The sequence below is a fragment of the Parvibaculum sp. genome, assembly GCF_049671045.1.
GTDB lineage: Bacteria > Pseudomonadota > Alphaproteobacteria > Parvibaculales > Parvibaculaceae > Parvibaculum.
This window is the reverse complement of the sequence record NZ_JBATUH010000018.1, coordinates 18,124-35,863: the sequence shown is the minus strand read 5'-3', so window position 1 is coordinate 35,863 and position 17,740 is coordinate 18,124. Positions and strand designations below refer to the sequence as shown.

Here is a 17,740-nt window from a genome sequence, read left to right as displayed (position 1 = left end):
AATACGGAACAGGCTTCAGCCTTCGTTAAGCGTGATCTTCTAAACTTGCCCGAGGCTCCCCATTCGGAGCCGGAGATAGGGGATCGCATGGCTGGTGCGAAATCGACGCCCGACTATGAAGCGATGATCGCGCATGCGGAAGCCGCGGTGGCGGCCCTGCGCGACAGTTTCCGCGAGACGCTTGCCGAGGACATTGCGAGCCTCGAGGAAATCTTCTCGCGTCTGGACAAGGGTGTTCCGCCTGCGGATGTGCTCAAGGACATCCACTCCATCGCGCACAATATAAAGGGGCAGGGCGGTTCCTTCGGCTATCATCTCATCACGTCGATCGGTGCGTCGCTTTGCGACTATCTGCGCACGGGCGACCGGACGTCGAAGCGCTCGCTCGACATCGTGAATGCGCATATCAAGCTGCTGAAGCTTGTGAGCGACAACGACCTCTTCGGCACGGGCGGCGATACGGGCGCGCGCATCGTCGAGAAGCTCGCCACGCTGACGGCCTGACGCTTCCCTTTCTGGTCCGCTCCCCCGTCAGCCTATCAGGCCGTCGATCTCGTCCAGCATGTCGGAGAGCGCATTCCCCGGCCCTTGCGGATTATCCGCGCGGCTGGTGGCGACGACGCGGGTCATCTCGGCGATCAGCAGGTCGATCTTGAAGGGCTTGGCGACAAAGCCGTCCATGCCGGCCGAGAGATAGGTTTCGCGCTGGCTTTCGGCCGCATGCGCCGTCAGGGCGACGATCGGCACGTTCCGCCAGGCTTCATCCGCGCTTCTGATGAGCTTCGTCGCGTTGATGCCGTCGAGTTCCGGCATCTGAATATCCATGAGCACGACATCGAAGGTCTGGCGCTCGAGAAGGCGCAGCGCCTCGATGCCGTTATTCGCGATCGTCAGATGGTGGCCGAGCCGTTCCATGACGGCGATCATGAGTTTCTGGTTGACCGGCTGGTCCTCGGCGAGCAGCACATCGAGGCTCGTGGCTCCGGCGACCTGCGCCGCCGTCGCGCGGCCTTCCTGCTTGGCGGCCGGTTCTGCATCTGCCTGCGTATCGCTGGTGCGTCTTGCCGCAAGTTCGGTGTTTGCCTGCTGCAGGTCGTCGGTGCGTGCGCGCAGAAAACTCCGGCTCTCGTCCAGTTCGGCTTTCAGTTTCCTGGCTCGCGAGATGTCATATTCGATGACGATGAATTTGCCGTGTTTTCCGGCGGCCTCGGCGATCGGGTGAACCTCAATCGAGGCCCAGAAGTCGCGCCCGTTGCTCGCGTGATCGACGGTCTCGACCTTGTAGCCATGGTTGAAACGCACCGCCTGCCGCAAGGCCGACAGCGCGCCGATGGGCTTGCAGTGTCTCGAATAGATATTGTCCAGGCTGCGGCTTTCCATCTCGGCGCGGGAAAAGCCCGTCATGCGCTCGAAGCCCGCGCTCGCCCAGACGATCCGGCCCTCATCCGTCGCGATCAGCACGCCGGCGTCGAGCCTTTCGATGGCCTGAAGCAGCACTTCGTTTCGCTCCATGCAGCCATCGAGGCTCAGCAGCAACTCGTCGACCCGCTTTGCGAGCGCGCCGATTTCGTTCGGCGGCAGTTCGGAGGAAAGGTCGAGCGCGCCGCCCGCGCCGCTTCGCGCGAGCGCGTCGCCGAGACGCGAGATCGGCCGCAGAACGGACGATTGCACGAGCCAGTAGAAGGCGGCGAGAAGGGCAAGAAAAAGCGCGCTGCGCGCCGCGAGCGCGGAGACGATGGGGCCGGCTATCCTCTCGCGCGACACGCCCTGGTCGACCACAAAGAGTGCGTCGAGGCCGAGAGGCGCGACATAGGTGACATGCAGCCAGAAGGCGGGATTGCCACCCGAAAGGCCGATATTGCGGCCCGTCCGGCTTTCCATGCTCGTCGCCACACCGTCCCGGACGGCCGGGCTCTTCAGAATGGCGGCATCGATCATCTCGCCGGGGCGCATGGCCTTGTCGACGAGGCGGCCCTGCGGATCGACGAAATAGACGCCGACGAGATCGGAGAAGTACCGCGTCTGCCAGTTCACATGGCGGATCGCGTCCGGAAGCGAGAAGGAAGGTTCCCGCTCGGCATGCATGAGCAGGTTGCCGGAAAGCATCGCGGCCCGGTCGGCCAGATGATCCAGAAGTTCCCGCTTGGCATGAAGATATTCGAGAGAAAGCTGGCAGAGCGCCAGAAGCAGGGCCAAGGCGACAAACTTCAGCCCGAACTGACGCGTCAGGCTCCTGCCCTGGCCCTCGTTACCCATCAGCATTTTGCCGCGCCTCGTTTACACGACGCGGCGCAGATGATTTTCCATCTCGATGTCCGATCGACGAACTCCATCCGCCTTCTTCGCCTTCATACCCGGTTCAACATGATTTTCTAGCCTTCCGGGGGTTAAATCCCTCCTAAGGCGAAATTCGTGTTTCATCGGAAGTGGAGTGGCTTCAGGGCGCGGCCTTCATGCGCGCGTCGAGAAATTCTCCCAGTTGCCCCAGCGACGATCTTGCTTCCGGCAGGAAGCTCGCGGCCTGAAAGACATGGGGCAGGCCGTGCCAGACCTTCAGATCGACAGCGACCCCGGCGGCCCGCGCCTTTTCCGCCAGACGCAGCGAATCGTCGAGCAGGATTTCCCGGTCGCCGACATGGATGGTGAGCGGCGGCAGCCCTTCGAGGCGGCCGAAGAGCGGCGAGGCGAGAGGCTCGGTAGGCAGCGCGCCCTGAAGGTAATGGCGGGCGGCGAGCAGCAGCCCGTCCAGCCCGAGCATCGGGTCGAGGCGGGCATGGGTGACATGCGTCCAGCCGGAAGCGGCAAGGTCGGTCCAGGGCGAGAGAAGCGCGGCGCCGGCCGGCAAGGGCTCGCCCCTGTCCCGCAGGGCGAGAAGCAGGGCGAGCGAGAGGCCGCCGCCGGCGGAATCGCCCGCAATGGTGATGCGCGCGGGGTCCGCGCCCTGCGAGAGGAGCCAGCGATAGGCCTTGAGCGCATCCTCGACCGCGGCGGGAAAAGGGTGCTCCGGCGCGAGGCGATAGTCGATGACGAGTGCGCGCGTTCTTGCCGCTCTCGCCATGTTCGAGACGATGTTGCGATGGGTTCGCGGGTTGCAGAAGATGTAGCCGCCGCCATGCAGATAGAGCAGGAAGCGTCCCGGAATCTCCGTATCGGGAACAACCCATTCGGCGGCGATGCCCTCGACGTCGAGCGGCTCGGCGCGGGCGTGGCGCAGCGGCCGGTTGAAGCGCTCGATCAGGCGGTCGAGCCTCTGGCGCAGGAGGCGCGGATCTGCGTTGGGGTCGAGCCCGCGCGCCGTCAGGATGCGGAGCAGGCGGTTGAAAAGCTTGGCTCTCGTGCTCGACATGAAGCCTCCGCTGCCGGTGCGGCGAAATGGTGGAAGCGTTCGCCCCGTTCCTTCATATTCTTGGGGTAGTTTAAGGGCGATGCCGGTCTTTCGCCATATTGCAGGCCGCCAGGGGGAACTCTCCGCCTATGACCATCCGCAATCTCGACAAGATGTTTGCTCCGCGTTCCATCGCATTGATCGGGGCAAGCATGAGGGCAGGCAGCGTCGGCAATGTCGTGCTGAAGAACCTGACCGGCGGCGGCTATGGTGGAAAGATCTGGGCGGTCAATCGCCGCGCCGCGGAGTTTGGCGGACGCATGTGCGATGTCGACGCCGTCGCCAGTGTGAGCGATCTTCCCGCCGCGCCCGATCTCGCTGTCATCGCGACGCCGCCTCAGGGCATACCCGATCTCTTGGCGGAGCTCGGTTCGCGCGGCACGCGCGCGGCGGTGGTCATCACCGCGGGCTTCGGGGAGCTCGGCGAGGAAGGCAGGGCGCTTCAGGCGCGCATGCTCGCGGCCGCCCGGCCATCGCTCATGCGCATCGTCGGCCCGAATTGTCTCGGCGTCATGGTGCCGGGCGTGGGGCTCAATGCGTCCTTCGCGCATATCGCGCCGCTCAAGGGCAATATCGCCTTCGTGTCGCAATCGGGCGCGGTCATCACGGCGATGCTCGACTGGGCGGCGACGCGCGGGATCGGCTTTTCCCATATCGTTTCGCTCGGCGGCATGGCCGATGTCGATTTCGGCGACATGCTCGACCATCTCGCCCAGGATCCGCAGACGCGGAGCATCCTTCTCTATGTCGAGTCGATCGAGCACGCCCGCAAATTCATGTCGGCGGGCCGGCAGGCCGCGCGGCTGAAGCCCGTCATGGTGATCAAGGCCGGGCGGCATGCGGCGGCGGCGAGGGCGGCCGCCTCGCATACGGGCGCGCTTGCGGGCTCCGACGCGGTTTACGAAGCCGCCTTCCAGCGCGCGGGCATGCTGCGCGTGAAGGGGCTCGACGATCTGTTCGAGGCGATGGAAACGCTCTCCACCCGGCCCGAGCGCAAGCCGCTCGGCGGCGAACGTCTCGGCATTCTCACCAATGGCGGCGGGCTCGGCGTGCTGGCGACGGATTTCCTCATCGAGGAAGGCGGGCAGATGGCGGAGCTTGCGCCCGAGACGCTGGCCCAGCTCGATGCCGTGCTGCCGCGCACCTGGAGTCGGGGTAATCCTGTCGATATCGTCGGCGACGCGCCGGCGGAGCGTTACGCGGCGGCAATCGGCATCATGCTGAAGGACCCGAACACTGACGCACTGCTTGCCATCAATTGCCCGACGGCGGTGGTGGACAATGTGGCGGCGGCGCGCGCGGTGGCCGATGCGGCGGAGAAAAGCGGCAAGCCCGTCTTCACGAGCTGGCTCGGGGATCTGAGCGCGCGGGCGGGGCGCGAGGTTTTCCTCTCGCGCCTCGTGCCGACCTATGACACGCCGAGCCAGGCGATCACCGCTTTCATGCACCAGGTGCGCTATCGCCAGAACCAGCGGCTCCTGATGGAAATTCCCCCGGCGGGCCCGGCATGGCCGGATCGCGATCTCTCTCGCGCGCGCGAAATCGTCGGCCGCGTGCTTGCTGAAGAGCGCGAATGGCTCAACGAGCCCGAAGCGAAGGCGTTGCTTTCCGCCTATGGCATTCCGGCGGTCGATACCCGTATCGCGCATGACGGAGAGGAGGCGGCGCGGATCGCCGCCGAAATCGGCTTTCCGGTGGCGCTCAAGATTTTCTCGCCCGACATTACACACAAGACCGATGTCGGCGGCGTCGCGCTCGGCCTTGAAAGCGCCGATGCGGTGCGCGAGGCGGCGGGCCGCATGCTCACCATGGTGAGCGCGGCGGCGCCGGGTGCGCGCATCGAAGGCTTCACGGTTCAGCGCATGGTCAGCCGTCCGAGCGCTTTCGAGCTCATTCTCGGCGTGGTGGACGACGCGACCTTCGGTCCGGTCATTCTCTTCGGGCAGGGCGGCACGGCGGTCGAGGTCATTCGCGACAAGGCGATGGCGCTGCCGCCGCTCAATCGCGTGCTCGCCGAAGACCTGATACGGCGGACGCGCATCTCGCGGCTGCTCGAGGGCTATCGCGACCGGCCGCCCGCCGATTTCGATGCCATCGCCGGCACGCTCATGGCGCTTGGCGATCTCGTCGCAGATCTGCCGGAAGTGCTCGAACTCGACATCAATCCGCTATGGGCGGACCATCGTGGCGTCGTCGCGGTCGATGCGCGCATCCGCGTGCGGCCGGCGGTTTCCGTCGGCACCGAGCGGCTCGCCGTGCGTCCCTACCCTTCGGATCTCGAAGGCGTCATCCGCGACCGCAAGGGCAAGACCTATCCCATGCGGCCGATCAAGCCGGAGGATGTGACGCTCATCGACGATCTTCTCGCGCATACGGACCCGGAAGATCTGCGCATGCGCTTTCTCTCGCCGCTGCGTCAGCTCCCGCGCCAGCTCGCCGCGCGCCTGACACAGATCGACTATGACCGGGAGATGGCCTTCGTCATCTTCACCGACGCCTCCATGCGCGAGATTGCGGCCGTGGGGCGTCTGTCGGAAGACCCGGACCGGGAACGCTCCGAATATGCCATCCTTGTGCGGACGGATCATCAGGGGATCGGGCTCGGCTACACGCTGATGCAGCATCTCATCAACTATGCGCGCATGCGAGGGGTTGGCATCGTCTTCGGCCATGTGCTGCGCGAGAACCATCACATGATCGATCTCTGCGCGGCGCTCGGCTTCGTGCGCGAGCATATCGAGGGCGAGCCGGGCGTGGTCGAGATGCAGCTTCCCCTGCGCCGGACGGCGTAAGAAAAGCGCCCCCGGGCTTGTCCCGGAGGCGCTCTCATTCATCTGCCTGGTGTGGCGTTATTCGGCAGCGGCGAGGTTGCCCTCGATCGTCCGCGCGTTCGACACCGAGGACTTGATCGCGATCTGGCGCGGTTTCAGTTCCTCGGGAATGCGGCGTACGAGATCGACATGGAGCAGCCCGTTCTCGAGCTGCGCGCCCTTCACCTCGACATGGTCGGCAAGCTGGAAACGGCGCTCGAAGCTCCGGCCGGCAATGCCCTGGTAAAGGTAATTGGTGTTCTCGGGCTCGGTGCGCTTGCCGGAAATGGTGAGCACGTTCTGCTTCACCTCGATCGAAAGATCGTTCTCGGAAAAGCCGGCAACGGCCATGGTGATGCGATATTCAGCCTCGCCCAGACGTTCGATGTTGTAGGGGGGATAGGTCGGGGTTGCGTCCCGGGTCACCGAGTCGAGCAGCGACTGGAGCTGGTCGAAGCCGACCGTGGAGCGGTAAAGCGGGGAAAAATCGAAGGTTCTCATGGGCGTTACATCCTTTTAAAGCGATGGAAAACCAGCGGACGAAAGGCTTTAATGCCGCCTCGGCGAGGCCGGCCGGAGCCCTTCACCCCCGGACCCGCACATGCGGCGTCCGGCGTTCTGGAAGTAGGAATTGCGGTCCGCCAGTTCAAGATGGGGATATCTTCCGCGCCGCCTGCCGGAGAGGCGTCACGGAGGCGGGTGCCAGAGGGGATGATGATGAAATTGCGATCATGGGCGCGGGCCGTTCTGATGGCCGTGGCGGGCTTTGGGGCCCTAGCGCAAGCGGCGCAGGCGGAGGAAGCCGGCACGATCAGGCTCGGGGCGGCCGTCTCGCTGAGCGGCAAGTACTCGACCAATGGCGTCTATACGCGCAATGGCTACGACCTCGCCGTCAAGGCCATCAATGAGCGCGGCGGCGTGAAGGTCGGCGGCAAGAGCTACAGGCTCGAGATCCTCTATTACGACGACGAATCGACCCCCGCGCGCGGCGCGCAGCTTGCCGAACGGCTCATCCAGCAGGACAAGGTGCAGTATCTGCTCGGGCCCTATTCCTCCGGGCTCGCCGAGGCCATGGCGCCGGTAAACGAGAAATACGGCGTGCCCATGGTCGAGGCGAATGGCGCGGCCATCTCGCTCTTCCGCAAGGGCTACAAATACCTCTTCGCCGTCCTCTCGACCACGGATCAATATCTTCAGCCTGCGGTGCAGCTCGCCGCTTCGCGCGCCGCCGACCCGACGAAGCTCAAGGTCGCCATGGCCTTCGAGAACGATCCCTTCTCGCAGGATGTGCGCGAGGGCGTGACCGCCGATGCGAAGCGCTATGGCATGAAGATCGTCATCGACGACAAGCTGCCGCCCGAGCTCAACGACATGTCGGCGACGCTGACCAAGGTGAAAGTCCTGAAGCCCGATCTTCTCATCGTCTCCGGCCATGAGAAGGGCGCGGCGACCGCCATCCGCCAGCTTGCCGATCAGCGCGTCTATGTGCCGCTTCTCGCCATGACGCATTGCGACTCGGCGCAGATCGCGGAGAAGTTCGGCAAGATCGCCGAATACACGCTTTGCGGCGCGCAATGGGCGCCGTCGCTCTCCTATTCGGACGCGCTCTTCGGCAAGGCGAGCGATTATGCCGCGCTCTATCAGAAAACCTATGGCGAGCCCGCGCCCTATCAGGCGGCGGAATCGAGCGCCGCCGTGCAGGTCTATGCCGATGCCTTCGAGCGTGCGGGCAGCCTCGACCCCAAGGCGGTGCGCGACGCGCTCGCGGCAACGGACATGCAGACCTTCTACGGGCCGATCAAGTTCGACGAGACGGGCAAGAACGCCGGCAAGCCCATGGTGCTCTTCCAGGTGCAGGACGGAAAATATGTCGTCGTGTGGCCGGAGAAATGGGCCGAGGCGAAGCTGCGCGCGCCAGCGCCCGGCTGGGACGAGAGGTGAACGCCAAGTGATCGACAATCTTCTCCTCCTCGTCCAGAACCCTTCCTTCGCGCTCGATGTCGTGCTGAACGGCCTTCTCGTCGGCGCCATCTTCGCGCTCGCCGCCTATGGCATGTCGCTCGTCTGGGGCGTGCTCAACATCGTCAACATCGTGCAGGGCGAACTCGTCGTCCTTGGCGGGTTCATCGCCTTCGCGCTGGCGAGCCATGGCGTGCCGCCGCTCGCGGCGCTGCCGCTTTCTGCCGCCCTGATGTTCTGCGTCGGCTGGCTTCTCTATCGCGTCGTCGTGTTCCGCGTGGTGGACAAGGATCTTTTCATTTCCATTCTCGCCACCTTCGGCCTTTCCATCCTCATCCAGCAGCTCATGAACATGGTCTTCGGCTCCGATGTGCGCAGCATCGACACCGGGCTCGGCTCGATCCACATGCTCGACGGCGCGGTGACGCTCGCCTGGATCAAGATCATCGCTTTCGTACTGGCGCTCGCGGCGGGTGCGGCGCTCTGGCTCTTCCTGCGCCATGCGCGGATGGGGCAGGCGATCCGCGCGACGGCGCAGAACGCGCGCGCCGCGCATGTGCTCGGCATCGACACCGATCGCGTCTATGTCGTCACCTATGGCATCAACGCGGCCCTTTGCGGCGCGGCGGGCAGCCTCGCCGTCATGGCATGGACCATCCATCCCTATATCGGCCTGCCCTATACGGTGCGCTCGTTCCTCATCGTCGTCGTCGCCGGGCTCGGCAATGTCGCGGGCGTGGTGGCGGCCGGGCTCGGGCTCGGCGCGGTCGAGAATGTGGCGGGCTTCGTCCTCGGTGCCGAATATCAGATCGCCTTCGTCTTCGCGCTGATGGTCGCGATCCTCGTCTGGCGCAATCTGCGCGCCGCCCGCAGCAGAAGCTATCTGTCATGATGGACGCATTCATCGACAGGGCGCGGCGGCTGCCCGAGCCCGCGCTGCTCGCCGCGATCGCGCTCGCCTCGCTCGCCGCGCCTTTCCTCATGCCGGGGCTCGTCACCCAGCTCGCCTTCTTCTGGCTGATGGTGGTGCTGGCGCAGAGTTGGGACATGCTCGGCGGCCAGATGGGCTACAACTCCTTCGGCAGCATCGTCTTCTTCGGCATCGGCTGTTATGCCTGCGCGGTCGTGCAGCGCGATTCCGGTCTTCCCTATTTCGAGGCGCTGGCGCTCGGCATCGGCGTGGCGGGTGTTGCCGCGCTTCTCTTCGCCTTCCTCTCCGGCGCCGTCCTTCTCGGCATTCGCGGACACTACTTCGCCATCGCCACGCTCGGGCTCGGCATCGCGGCGGGCGAGATCGCGGCGGGCTGGGATTATGTCGGCGCGGGCTCGGGCATGGCGATGCCGCTTTATCCGGGCGCGCTCGGCGGGCGCGAACTCTTCTTCTACTTCCTCCTGTTCCCCATCGCGGCGCTCTGTTTTCTCACGCTGCGGGCGATCTACAGGACGCGCTTCGGGCTTGCGCTCAATGCGATCCGCGACGATGAGGACAAGGCCGAGGCGATGGGCCTCCAGACGACCCGCATCAAGACGGCGGCCTGGGCGATCTCTGCCTTCTTTCTCGGGCTTGCGGGCGCCGTCACGGGCAACATGCTCGGCTTCATCGATCCGCGCGACGTCGCCTTTTCGGGCGCGACTTTCGGCGTCTGGATGGTGCTGATGGCGATACTCGGCGGCAAGGGCACGCTCTGGGGTCCGGTCATCGGCGCCGCGATCTTCCACCTCACCAAGGAACTGTTCTGGGCCTATCTGCTCGGCTGGCAGCGCGTCGCGCTCGGCCTTCTCATCGTCGTGATCGTGCTTTTCTTCCCGCAAGGCATCATGGGCTTCCTCGCCGCGCGCAGATCGGGAGCGCGCGCATGAGCCCGCTCCTCGAAGTCCGCAATGTGACGAAGCGCTTTGGTGGCGTGGTCGCCAATGACGATGTGTCGCTCGCCGTGAAAGCGGGCGAGATCGCCGGTCTCATCGGCCCCAACGGCTCCGGCAAGACGACGCTTTTCGGCTGCATCACTGGCGCCTTTCCGGTCGATGGGGGCGAGATCCTGTTCGAGGGCAGGCCGATCTCGAGCCTCCGCGTCGGCCCGATCGCCCGCGCGGGCCTCGTCAGGACCTATCAGCAGACGCATGTCTATGGCGAGATGAGCGCCATGGAGAACATGCAGATCAGTTCGCGCGATGCGCATGGCGGTGTGCTGGCGCTCTTGCGCCCGCGTCCGCGCGGCCTCGATCAGCACGCGGAGGAACTGCTCGCCTTTGTCGGCCTACATGAAAAGCGGCACCATAAGGCGGGGAGCCTGAGCTTCGGCCAGCAGAAGCTGCTCGAATTCGCCATGGCGCTGATGAGCGAGCCGAAGATTCTGCTTCTCGACGAGCCGACCGCCGGCATCAATCCCACGCTCATCAACGGGCTCATCGACCGGCTGAGAAAGGCCAATGAGGAATTCGGCATCACGCTGCTCGTTATCGAGCACAATATGCGCGTCATCATGAACCTTGCTTCGCGCATCACCTGTCTCGCGCATGGGCGCGTGCTCGCCGAGGGCACGCCGGACGAGATACGTGGCGATGCGCGCGTGCTCGATGCCTATCTCGGAGCGCAATGATGGTGGGCGATCGCAAACGGGCGGGTGGTTATGGCGAGGGCGGCATCGCGCCGGCGCTTTCGGTCGCCGACATCGCGCGCGAGGCCGAGGCGCTGGGGCAGGCGGTTGCGCGGGAGGAGCTTCTTGCGCTTGCGAGCGGCGAGCCGGTGCTCGAGCTTCGAGGGCTCCATGCTGGCTATGGCGCGATGGAGATCCTGCACGGGATCGACCTTGCGGTAGCGCGAGGGCAGGGGCTCTGCCTTGTAGGCCCGAACGGCGCGGGAAAGTCGACCGTGCTTCATTCGATCTTCGGCTTCACGAGGATCACGGCGGGCGCGGTCATCGCGCAGGACCGCGACGTAACGCGCCTCTCATCGAGCGCGAGGCTGAAGGATGCGGGCATCGCCTATATCCTTCAGGACAATTCGATCTTTCCCGACATGACGGTGGAAGAAAACCTCCTGATGGGCGGCTATCTTCTCGCCGACGGGCGGGCGGCGCATGAAGCGGCGGAGCGGGTCTTCGCGCGTTACGAGCGGCTCGCGAAGCGGCGGCGGGAGCGGGCGGGCGTGCTCTCCGGCGGCGAGCGGCGGCTACTCGAGATCAGCCGCGCGCTCATCATGGACCCGGACATCCTGCTGGTCGACGAACCCTCCATCGGGCTCGAGCCGCGCATGATCGACATGGTGTTCGAAATTCTCACCGAGCTGCGCGACGAGCAGGGCAAGACCATCGTCATGGTCGAGCAGAACGCACGCAGGGGGCTCGAATTCGCCGATCTCGGCTATGTAATGGTTTCAGGCCGCGTCGCGCTGGCTGGCAAGGGAGCAGAGCTTCTGGAAAATCCGGAAGTCGGCCGGCTCTTTCTTGGCGGTTGATCGGCCGCGCCGCTGAAAGCTGAACAGGCGATGAACGGTCGGGCCAGTATGGGTTCAGCCGCCATCGCGCATTCTCTGCCTCAACGGATCGATACCCGGTTCGATTTGCCAAGGAGGCAGCCCATGAAGAAGTTTCTCGTCCTTGCCGGCCTTGCGGCGGCGCTCTTTGCAACGGTTCCCATGGCCGCGCAGGCCGACAATTACCGGCACGACGATCGCCGCGTCTATCGCGACCATGGCAAGCGCGACTGGGGCCGCGGCAGCTACGATCGCAGGCACGATTACCGTCATATGAAGCGCCGCGATTTCGGCTATTGGAGGCCGCGGCTTGAGCGGGCGCGCTACCATCATTTCGGCCGGCCGATCTTCTATGATCACTATTACCGCGTGCCCTGCCGCGATTATCGCGGCCGCCTGGTGATGCTGACCGTCAATGCCTATACGGGCGCCATCATTTCGGTTGGCTTCTGAGAGGCGGTCTGACGCCGTGATCCCGGGCTCGTCCCGGGATCAAGGGGCCACCGGCTCCGAGCGCGCCGCTCTGGCCCCCGGCATCCACATTTGTTCGCGCATCATCGCTGTTGAGCGCGGGCGGCCAAGGTGGTGATATGGCGCAACGTCATGCCGCGCCGGACATCCGCCCCATGAAAATCGTTTCCTCACCTTCCAGAGCGCCCGAAATCGTCGGCGAGATCGCGGCGCTTCTGCGCTCCTGCCTGGAGGGCGAAAATCTGGGCGCGAAGCTCAAATTCGACTATGGCGAGGCGGGCGTCGTCTTCATCGACGGGCGGCGGATGCCCAACAAGGTGCATACGCGCGATGAGCCCGCCGATTGCACGGTGAAGCTCGACCCCTTTCTTCATCTGCGCATGCTGCGCCAGGAGGTCGATCAGGTCACGGCCTTCCGGCAGGGAAAGATGCGCATTTCCGGCGATGTCGGCATCGCGGTGCGGCTCGGGCCCATCGTGCTCAGAAAGAGCGGCCGGACGAATTGAGCGCACCCATCGTTTTCACCACCGGCAATCCGATGCCCATTGGCGGCCATGCGCGCTGGCTCGAGGCGAGCGACGGCGTGCGGCTGCGCGCCATCCTCTGGGAGCCGCATGCGGCGGGCCTTGCCGCCTGCCGGGGCACGGTATTCCTTTTCGGCGGGCGCACGGAGTTTGCCGAAAAATATTTCGAGGTAGCCGGCGAGCTTATCGGCCGGGGCTTTGCCGTCGCCACGCTCGACTGGCGGGGACAGGGGCTTTCCGACCGGCTGCTTGCCGATCCGCGCAAGGGGCATGTCGACGACTTCACGAGCTTCGGCCGCGATCTTGCGGCCTTCATGACCGAGGTCGCGCCCGCATTTCCGAAGCCTTGGATCGCGCTTGCCCATTCGATGGGCGGAAACATTCTGCTGCGCGCCGCGCATGACCGTCCGGACTGGTTTTCGGGGCTCGCGCTTTCGGCGCCCATGCTGGGCTTGCGATTTTCGGGCGCGGCGGCGAGCGCGCTGACGCGGGCGATCGCCGTTTGCGGTGCGGCGGCCGGGCTCGGGCCGCGTTATGTTCCGGGCGGCAATGCGAAGGCGGCGGACGAGGTGGCTTTCGCGCGCAATGTTCTCACCCATGACGAACGGCGCTATGCGGCCTATCAGGCCATGATCCGCGCCGATGGGCGGCTTGGCCTCGGCTCGGCGACGCTCGGCTGGCTCGCGGCCGCCTTTCGCAGCATGGATGTGACGGCGGCGCCCGCCTTTCTTGGCGGGATCGAAACGCCGATCCTGATCGCGCTGGCGGCGGAAGACGCGCTGATCGACGGCCGGGCGCTTCATGCCGCCGCGTCGGGCCTGCCCGATGCCCGCCTCGCCGAAATTGCAGGCGCGCGCCACGAAATCCTGATCGAGCGCGACGATCTTCGGGCGCAGTTCTGGGCGGCCTTTGACGGCTTCGCCGGGCGGATCGCGCCTTTGTGATCCGTTGCGACGCCTGACAGGGCGCGCGCGGCGGCGTAGGATCGCCCACAGGAAAATTTCACCTCCAAGGAGGACAGCATGTTCAGTCTGCGCAAGAAGATCGAGATGCCCGCGCCGGAAGAGGCGCTTCCGGGCCGCGATGCGCCGCTTGGAACGGCGGAGCGGCACTTCATCAATGGCGCGCCGCTCAAGGGGCCTTATCCCGAGGGCAGCGGGAAGGCGATGTTCGGCCTTGGCTGCTTCTGGGGCGCGGAGCGGAAATTCTGGCAGGTGCCCGGCGTTCTCGTGACCGCGGCGGGATATGCGGCCGGCTACACGCCGAACCCGACCTATGAGGAAGTCTGCACCGGGCGGACGGGACACAACGAGGTCGTCTTCATCGTCTACGATCCGAAGAAACTCTCCTACGAGATGCTGCTCAAGATCTTCTGGGAGAGCCACGACCCCACGCAAGGCATGCGTCAGGGCAACGATATCGGCACGCAGTATCGCTCCGGCATCTATGTCTTCGGCGAGGCGCAGCGCAAGGCGGCCGAAGCCTCGAAGGCGGCCTTTGAGCGCGCGCTTGCCGCGCAGGGCTACGGCGCCATCACTACCGAAATTCTCGACGCGCCCGAATTCTATTTCGCCGAGGATTATCACCAGCAATATCTCGCGAAGAGCCCCAATGGCTATTGCGGCCTTGGCGGCACGGGCGTTTCGTGCCCCATCGGAACGGGCATCGCGGCGGACTAGATTTTCCGGACGCAAGACAGAGAAAAGGCCGCCCCTCGGGGCGGCCTTTCCAGTTTCGTCCGTGTGCAGAGCGATCAGACGTTGGCCATCGCCTCCTTGCGCGCATCCGCCTGGTCGCGCATCGCGGCGCGCATGGCCTTTTGCAGCTTCTCGAAGGCGCGCACCTCGATCTGGCGCACGCGCTCGCGGCTGATGCCATATTCCTGGCTCAGATCCTCGAGCGTCGCGGGCTCGTCCTTCAGGCGGCGCTCGGTCAGGATGTGCATTTCGCGCTCGTTCAGGGTCTGCATGGCCTCGGCCAGCATTTCCTGACGCACGCTCAGTTCCTGACGCTCGCCGAGCGCGGTTTCCTGATCGGCCGTTTCGTCGACCAGCCAGTCCTGCCATTCGCCGCCTTCCGAATCCTGGCGCAGCGGCGCGTTGAGCGAATTGTCGGGGCCCGAGAGGCGCCGGTTCATGGAGATGACCTCGGCCTCCGTGACGCCCAGACGGTCGGCGATCTGCGTCACCTGATCCGGGTGCAGATCGCCGTCCTCGATCGCCTGAATCTGGCCCTTCACCTTGCGCAGGTTGAAGAAGAGCTTCTTCTGCGCCGCGGTCGTGCCCATCTTCACCAGCGACCAGGAGCGCAGGATGTATTCCTGGATCGAGGCGCGAATCCACCACATGGCATAGGTCGCGAGACGGAAGCCCTTTTCGGGATCGAAGCGCTTGACCGCCTGCATGAGGCCGACATTGCCCTCGGAAATCACTTCGCCGATGGGAAGGCCATAGCCGCGATAGCCCATGGCGATCTTCGCCACGAGACGCAAATGGCTCGTCACCATCTTGTGGGCCGCTTCGGCGTCCTCATGCTCGCGCCAGCGTTTGGCGAGCATGTACTCTTCCTGCGGCTCGAGCATCGGAAACTTGCGGATCTCCTGCAGATAGCGGGAGAGCGACGCTTCCGGGCTTGGCGCTGGCATGAGCTTGGACATGTGCATACCCCTCGATAACGGAATGGATACGTACGGCGGAAGAATTCAGATCCGTCGGTTCGCCGTCGCTTCCAGGCGGCCCCCTTAGGCCGGTGCCGGTCCGCGAATTCCGGAGCGGGCCGGTCGGATATCTGCCCCTATATAGGCGCGGATTCGGGCCAAAAAAGGACCGCCATGGAATGAGATTATATCAATTCCAAACTGTGTATCAAGTCATTAATGTCGCTAGGTAAGGATGCGTCAAATCTGAGTCTTTTTCCGGTCGTCGGGTGCTCGAATCCGAGGTGATGGGCGTGAAGCGCCTGCCGGCCGAGCCTTTCGAGCGCAGCCCTGGCCTCGGGCGAGAGCTTCGATTTTCGCGTCTTCTGGGCACCGCCATAAGTCGCATCGCCCAGCAGGGGGTGGCCGATCGAGGTCATGTGAACGCGGATCTGGTGTGTCCGGCCGGTTTCGAGGCGGCATTCGACGAGCGACACGAGGCCGTCGCCATAAACCTCCTTCACCTGATAATGCGTGATCGCCTCGCGTCCTGCCTTGTGCGCTGTCGCCATCTTGGCGCGGTTGCGCGGCGAGCGGGCGATATTGGCCTCGATGGTTCCCCTCCTTGGCTGGGGCACACCCCAGACGAGCGCGGTATAGGCGCGGGTGAGCTTTCCGTCCCGCCCATGCGAGGCGAATTGCGCGGCGAGCGCCTGATGCGCGCGATCGTTCTTCGCCACGACCATGAGGCCCGACGTGTCCTTGTCGAGGCGATGGACGATGCCGGGCCGCTTCTCGCCGCCAATGCCGGAAAGGCTGTCGCCGCAATGGGCGATGAGCGCGTTCACGAGCGTCATGTCGGGATTCCCGGCGGCTGGGTGGACGACGAGGCCCGCGGGCTTCATGACGACGATGAGATCGTCATCCTCGTAAACGATGTCGAGTGGAATGGCCTGCGCCTCGGGCGCGGCCGCGACGGCGGCCGGCACGGTGACGATGAAGCGCTCGCCCGGTTTCACGCGATAGGACGCATCGGCCAGGGCGCGCGCGCCCGCAGGCGCGTCGATCGCCACATGGCCGTCATCGATCAGCGCCTTCAGTCGCGCGCGGGAGAGGGCTTCAGCCTTGTCGGCGAGCGCTTCCGTGAGATACTTGTCGAGACGGGTGCCGCCTGCTTCCGGCGGCACCGTCACGGCATGGCATTGGCTGGCCAAAACTTTCGCCCATTCTGTCGAGTGAGGACTAAATGTCTGAGGATACCGCCGCGCCCGCTTCCGTGGAACGGCCAAAGCCGCCCCTTTCCAATGGCGTCAAGGCGGCCATCATGCTGCTCGTCACCATGGGGCTCATTCTGGTGGCGGGGATTATCTTTGTGGCCGTGGTGGTGATGAAGCGTGCCTCCCAGCCCGCGGCCACGGAGCCGAGGGTGGGAATCGGCGGGCGCTTCGGCGTCAGCGACATTCACGTGGCGCCTGGCGAGAGCGTGAAGAGCCTCGTCATGGCCGATGACAGGATCGCCATTCACACGGTGACGACGAAGCAGGGCGCGGCCGCGCAGGAAGAGATCATCATCGTCAGTACCAAGACCGGTGTCGAGCTTGGGCGGATTCGCCTGCGGCCCCTCAGCGACTTCGCGGAGAATCAGGGCCGATGACGGCGGGGCTCGCCGCGCTGACGATCGGCCGGGCCGCCTACAACCGCATTGCCGCACACGCGCTCAAGTGTTTTCCGGAAGAATGCTGCGGCGTTCTGGTCGGCACCAGACGCGCCGGGCGCGTGCATGTCGCGCATGCCGTGACGGCGGCGAATGTGCTGCCGAAGCGGCTGCGCATGCGGCATTTCGAGATTGATCCGGCCGTTCTCTTCACGCTCCAGCGCACGCTGAGGGAAGGGCGGCACAAAAGACTGCGCGAGCGGGTCGTGGGTTATTTTCACTCCCATCCGCTCGGGGTCGCGAGCCCTTCGGGCGCCGATCTCGCTGGCGCGCATGAGGTCGGGCTCGTCACGCTGATCGCGGCGCCGGAGCAGCGCACCGGGCGGGTGACGATGCGGGCCTTCCTGCGGCTCGGGGATGGGGCGGCACGCCGCTTCCGGCCGTTGCGGCTTCATATCGAAGGCTGACGCGCGGCGGGCGCAACGAGCCTGGCGATCACTTCAATTCCGGGGAGGGGGAGGGTGCCGCCCGCGCCGGGGGGAGGAGGGAGGAGGGCGCGGGCGGCAACTACTGAAAGTCTTCGATCGGGGAGGAGATCGATCAGCCTTTCTGAGGCCTGTATCGGCCTTTCGTGACAAAATGTCAAATCTAAAATGCTGCGTCGCAATATTTCTATGGACTGGGTGCCGACAACAGAATTTTTCACAAGATATTGATTATAAAAGGAAAATTTGATCATTTCTCAAAATCATGAATAGGCACACTCTTTTGCTGCGCCGGTTTGCCGCAGCGCAGGGCAAGGATTTAGGGCAGGCACCCTATGGCCG

Annotated in this window: 19 protein-coding genes; 13 read left to right on the top strand and 6 right to left on the bottom strand. The window is 64.9% G+C overall.

Annotated elements, in window-relative coordinates; genetic code table 11:
* Nucleotides 1-87 precede the first annotated feature (87 nt).
* The gene (locus tag WBG82_RS02165; protein WP_424420790.1) at nucleotides 88-504 is read left to right on the top strand and encodes an Hpt domain-containing protein; all 417 of its coding nucleotides are present in this window, start codon (nucleotides 88-90) and stop codon (nucleotides 502-504) included.
* A gap of 27 nt (nucleotides 505-531) precedes the next feature.
* Here the strand turns inward: WBG82_RS02165 and WBG82_RS02160 are convergent, their stop codons facing one another.
* Both WBG82_RS02160 and WBG82_RS02155 read right to left on the bottom strand, forming a co-directional pair.
* Complete coding sequence (locus WBG82_RS02160; RefSeq protein ID WP_424420787.1) at nucleotides 532-2,262, bottom strand: response regulator; 1,731 nt, start codon at nucleotides 2,260-2,262, stop codon at nucleotides 532-534.
* Between the two features lie 175 nt (nucleotides 2,263-2,437).
* On the bottom strand, nucleotides 2,438-3,346 hold the full coding sequence (locus WBG82_RS02155) for an alpha/beta hydrolase (RefSeq protein ID WP_424420784.1): 909 nt from the start codon (nucleotides 3,344-3,346) through the stop codon (nucleotides 2,438-2,440).
* Between the two features lie 128 nt (nucleotides 3,347-3,474).
* Here WBG82_RS02155 and WBG82_RS02150 point away from each other — a divergent pair, with 128 nt between their 5' ends.
* Complete coding sequence (locus tag WBG82_RS02150; RefSeq protein ID WP_424420782.1) at nucleotides 3,475-6,177, top strand: GNAT family N-acetyltransferase; 2,703 nt, start codon at nucleotides 3,475-3,477, stop codon at nucleotides 6,175-6,177.
* Between the two features lie 57 nt (nucleotides 6,178-6,234).
* Here WBG82_RS02150 and WBG82_RS02145 read toward each other — a convergent pair whose 3' ends face one another.
* Nucleotides 6,235-6,696, bottom strand: a complete 462-nt coding sequence (locus WBG82_RS02145) for an Hsp20 family protein (RefSeq protein ID WP_424420780.1) — start codon at nucleotides 6,694-6,696, stop codon at nucleotides 6,235-6,237.
* 216 nt (nucleotides 6,697-6,912) lie between these two features.
* Here WBG82_RS02145 and WBG82_RS02140 point away from each other — a divergent pair, with 216 nt between their 5' ends.
* From WBG82_RS02140 to msrA, 9 genes are all read left to right on the top strand, one after another.
* Nucleotides 6,913-8,136 (top strand): amino acid ABC transporter substrate-binding protein, encoded by a 1,224-nt coding sequence (locus tag WBG82_RS02140; protein WP_424420777.1) that lies wholly within the window; start codon nucleotides 6,913-6,915, stop codon nucleotides 8,134-8,136.
* 7 nt (nucleotides 8,137-8,143) lie between these two features.
* Nucleotides 8,144-9,046 (top strand): branched-chain amino acid ABC transporter permease, encoded by a 903-nt coding sequence (locus tag WBG82_RS02135; RefSeq protein WP_424420774.1) that lies wholly within the window; start codon nucleotides 8,144-8,146, stop codon nucleotides 9,044-9,046.
* Nucleotides 9,043-10,014 carry a branched-chain amino acid ABC transporter permease gene (locus WBG82_RS02130; RefSeq protein ID WP_424420771.1) on the top strand — a complete coding sequence of 324 codons (972 nt, stop codon included), beginning with the start codon at nucleotides 9,043-9,045 and terminating at the stop codon, nucleotides 10,012-10,014. Before WBG82_RS02135 ends, WBG82_RS02130 begins: the two co-directional genes overlap by 4 nt.
* Nucleotides 10,011-10,754, top strand: a complete 744-nt coding sequence (locus WBG82_RS02125) for an ABC transporter ATP-binding protein (RefSeq protein WP_424420768.1) — start codon at nucleotides 10,011-10,013, stop codon at nucleotides 10,752-10,754. Before WBG82_RS02130 ends, WBG82_RS02125 begins: the two co-directional genes overlap by 4 nt.
* Nucleotides 10,754-11,611 (top strand): ABC transporter ATP-binding protein, encoded by an 858-nt coding sequence (locus tag WBG82_RS02120; RefSeq protein WP_424420765.1) that lies wholly within the window; start codon nucleotides 10,754-10,756, stop codon nucleotides 11,609-11,611. The genes WBG82_RS02125 and WBG82_RS02120 overlap by 1 nt, the downstream gene beginning before the upstream one ends.
* 123 nt (nucleotides 11,612-11,734) lie before the next feature.
* Nucleotides 11,735-12,082, top strand: a complete 348-nt coding sequence (locus WBG82_RS02115) for a hypothetical protein (RefSeq protein WP_424420763.1) — start codon at nucleotides 11,735-11,737, stop codon at nucleotides 12,080-12,082.
* 173 nt (nucleotides 12,083-12,255) lie between these two features.
* Nucleotides 12,256-12,606 (top strand): SCP2 sterol-binding domain-containing protein, encoded by a 351-nt coding sequence (locus tag WBG82_RS02110; protein ID WP_424420760.1) that lies wholly within the window; start codon nucleotides 12,256-12,258, stop codon nucleotides 12,604-12,606.
* The gene (locus WBG82_RS02105) at nucleotides 12,603-13,568 is read left to right on the top strand and encodes an alpha/beta fold hydrolase (protein WP_424420757.1); all 966 of its coding nucleotides are present in this window, start codon (nucleotides 12,603-12,605) and stop codon (nucleotides 13,566-13,568) included. The genes WBG82_RS02110 and WBG82_RS02105 overlap by 4 nt, the downstream gene beginning before the upstream one ends.
* 78 nt (nucleotides 13,569-13,646) lie before the next feature.
* The gene (gene msrA, locus WBG82_RS02100; protein WP_424420754.1) at nucleotides 13,647-14,303 is read left to right on the top strand and encodes a peptide-methionine (S)-S-oxide reductase MsrA; all 657 of its coding nucleotides are present in this window, start codon (nucleotides 13,647-13,649) and stop codon (nucleotides 14,301-14,303) included.
* A gap of 74 nt (nucleotides 14,304-14,377) precedes the next feature.
* Here msrA and rpoH read toward each other — a convergent pair whose 3' ends face one another.
* The gene (gene rpoH, locus WBG82_RS02095) at nucleotides 14,378-15,280 is read right to left on the bottom strand and encodes an RNA polymerase sigma factor RpoH (RefSeq protein WP_424420751.1); all 903 of its coding nucleotides are present in this window, start codon (nucleotides 15,278-15,280) and stop codon (nucleotides 14,378-14,380) included.
* A 185-nt stretch (nucleotides 15,281-15,465) separates the two neighbouring features.
* Nucleotides 15,466-16,473 carry an RluA family pseudouridine synthase gene (locus WBG82_RS02090; RefSeq protein WP_424420748.1) on the bottom strand — a complete coding sequence of 336 codons (1,008 nt, stop codon included), beginning with the start codon at nucleotides 16,471-16,473 and terminating at the stop codon, nucleotides 15,466-15,468.
* 32 nt (nucleotides 16,474-16,505) lie between these two features.
* On the opposite strand from WBG82_RS02090, the gene WBG82_RS02085 reads away from it, so the two are divergent.
* Together WBG82_RS02085 and WBG82_RS02080 are read left to right on the top strand one after the other, a co-directional pair.
* A complete protein-coding gene (locus WBG82_RS02085; protein ID WP_424420746.1) occupies nucleotides 16,506-16,913 on the top strand; it encodes a hypothetical protein in 408 nt (135 codons plus the stop codon).
* Nucleotides 16,910-17,380: a Mov34/MPN/PAD-1 family protein gene (locus WBG82_RS02080; RefSeq protein WP_424420744.1), complete on the top strand. Its 471-nt coding sequence runs from the start codon at nucleotides 16,910-16,912 to the stop codon at nucleotides 17,378-17,380. The genes WBG82_RS02085 and WBG82_RS02080 overlap by 4 nt, the downstream gene beginning before the upstream one ends.
* Here WBG82_RS02080 and WBG82_RS02075 read toward each other — a convergent pair.
* A complete protein-coding gene (locus tag WBG82_RS02075; RefSeq protein ID WP_424420741.1) occupies nucleotides 17,365-17,652 on the bottom strand; it encodes a hypothetical protein in 288 nt (95 codons plus the stop codon). The genes WBG82_RS02080 and WBG82_RS02075 overlap by 16 nt on opposite strands.
* Between the last annotated feature and the right edge of the window lie 88 nt (nucleotides 17,653-17,740).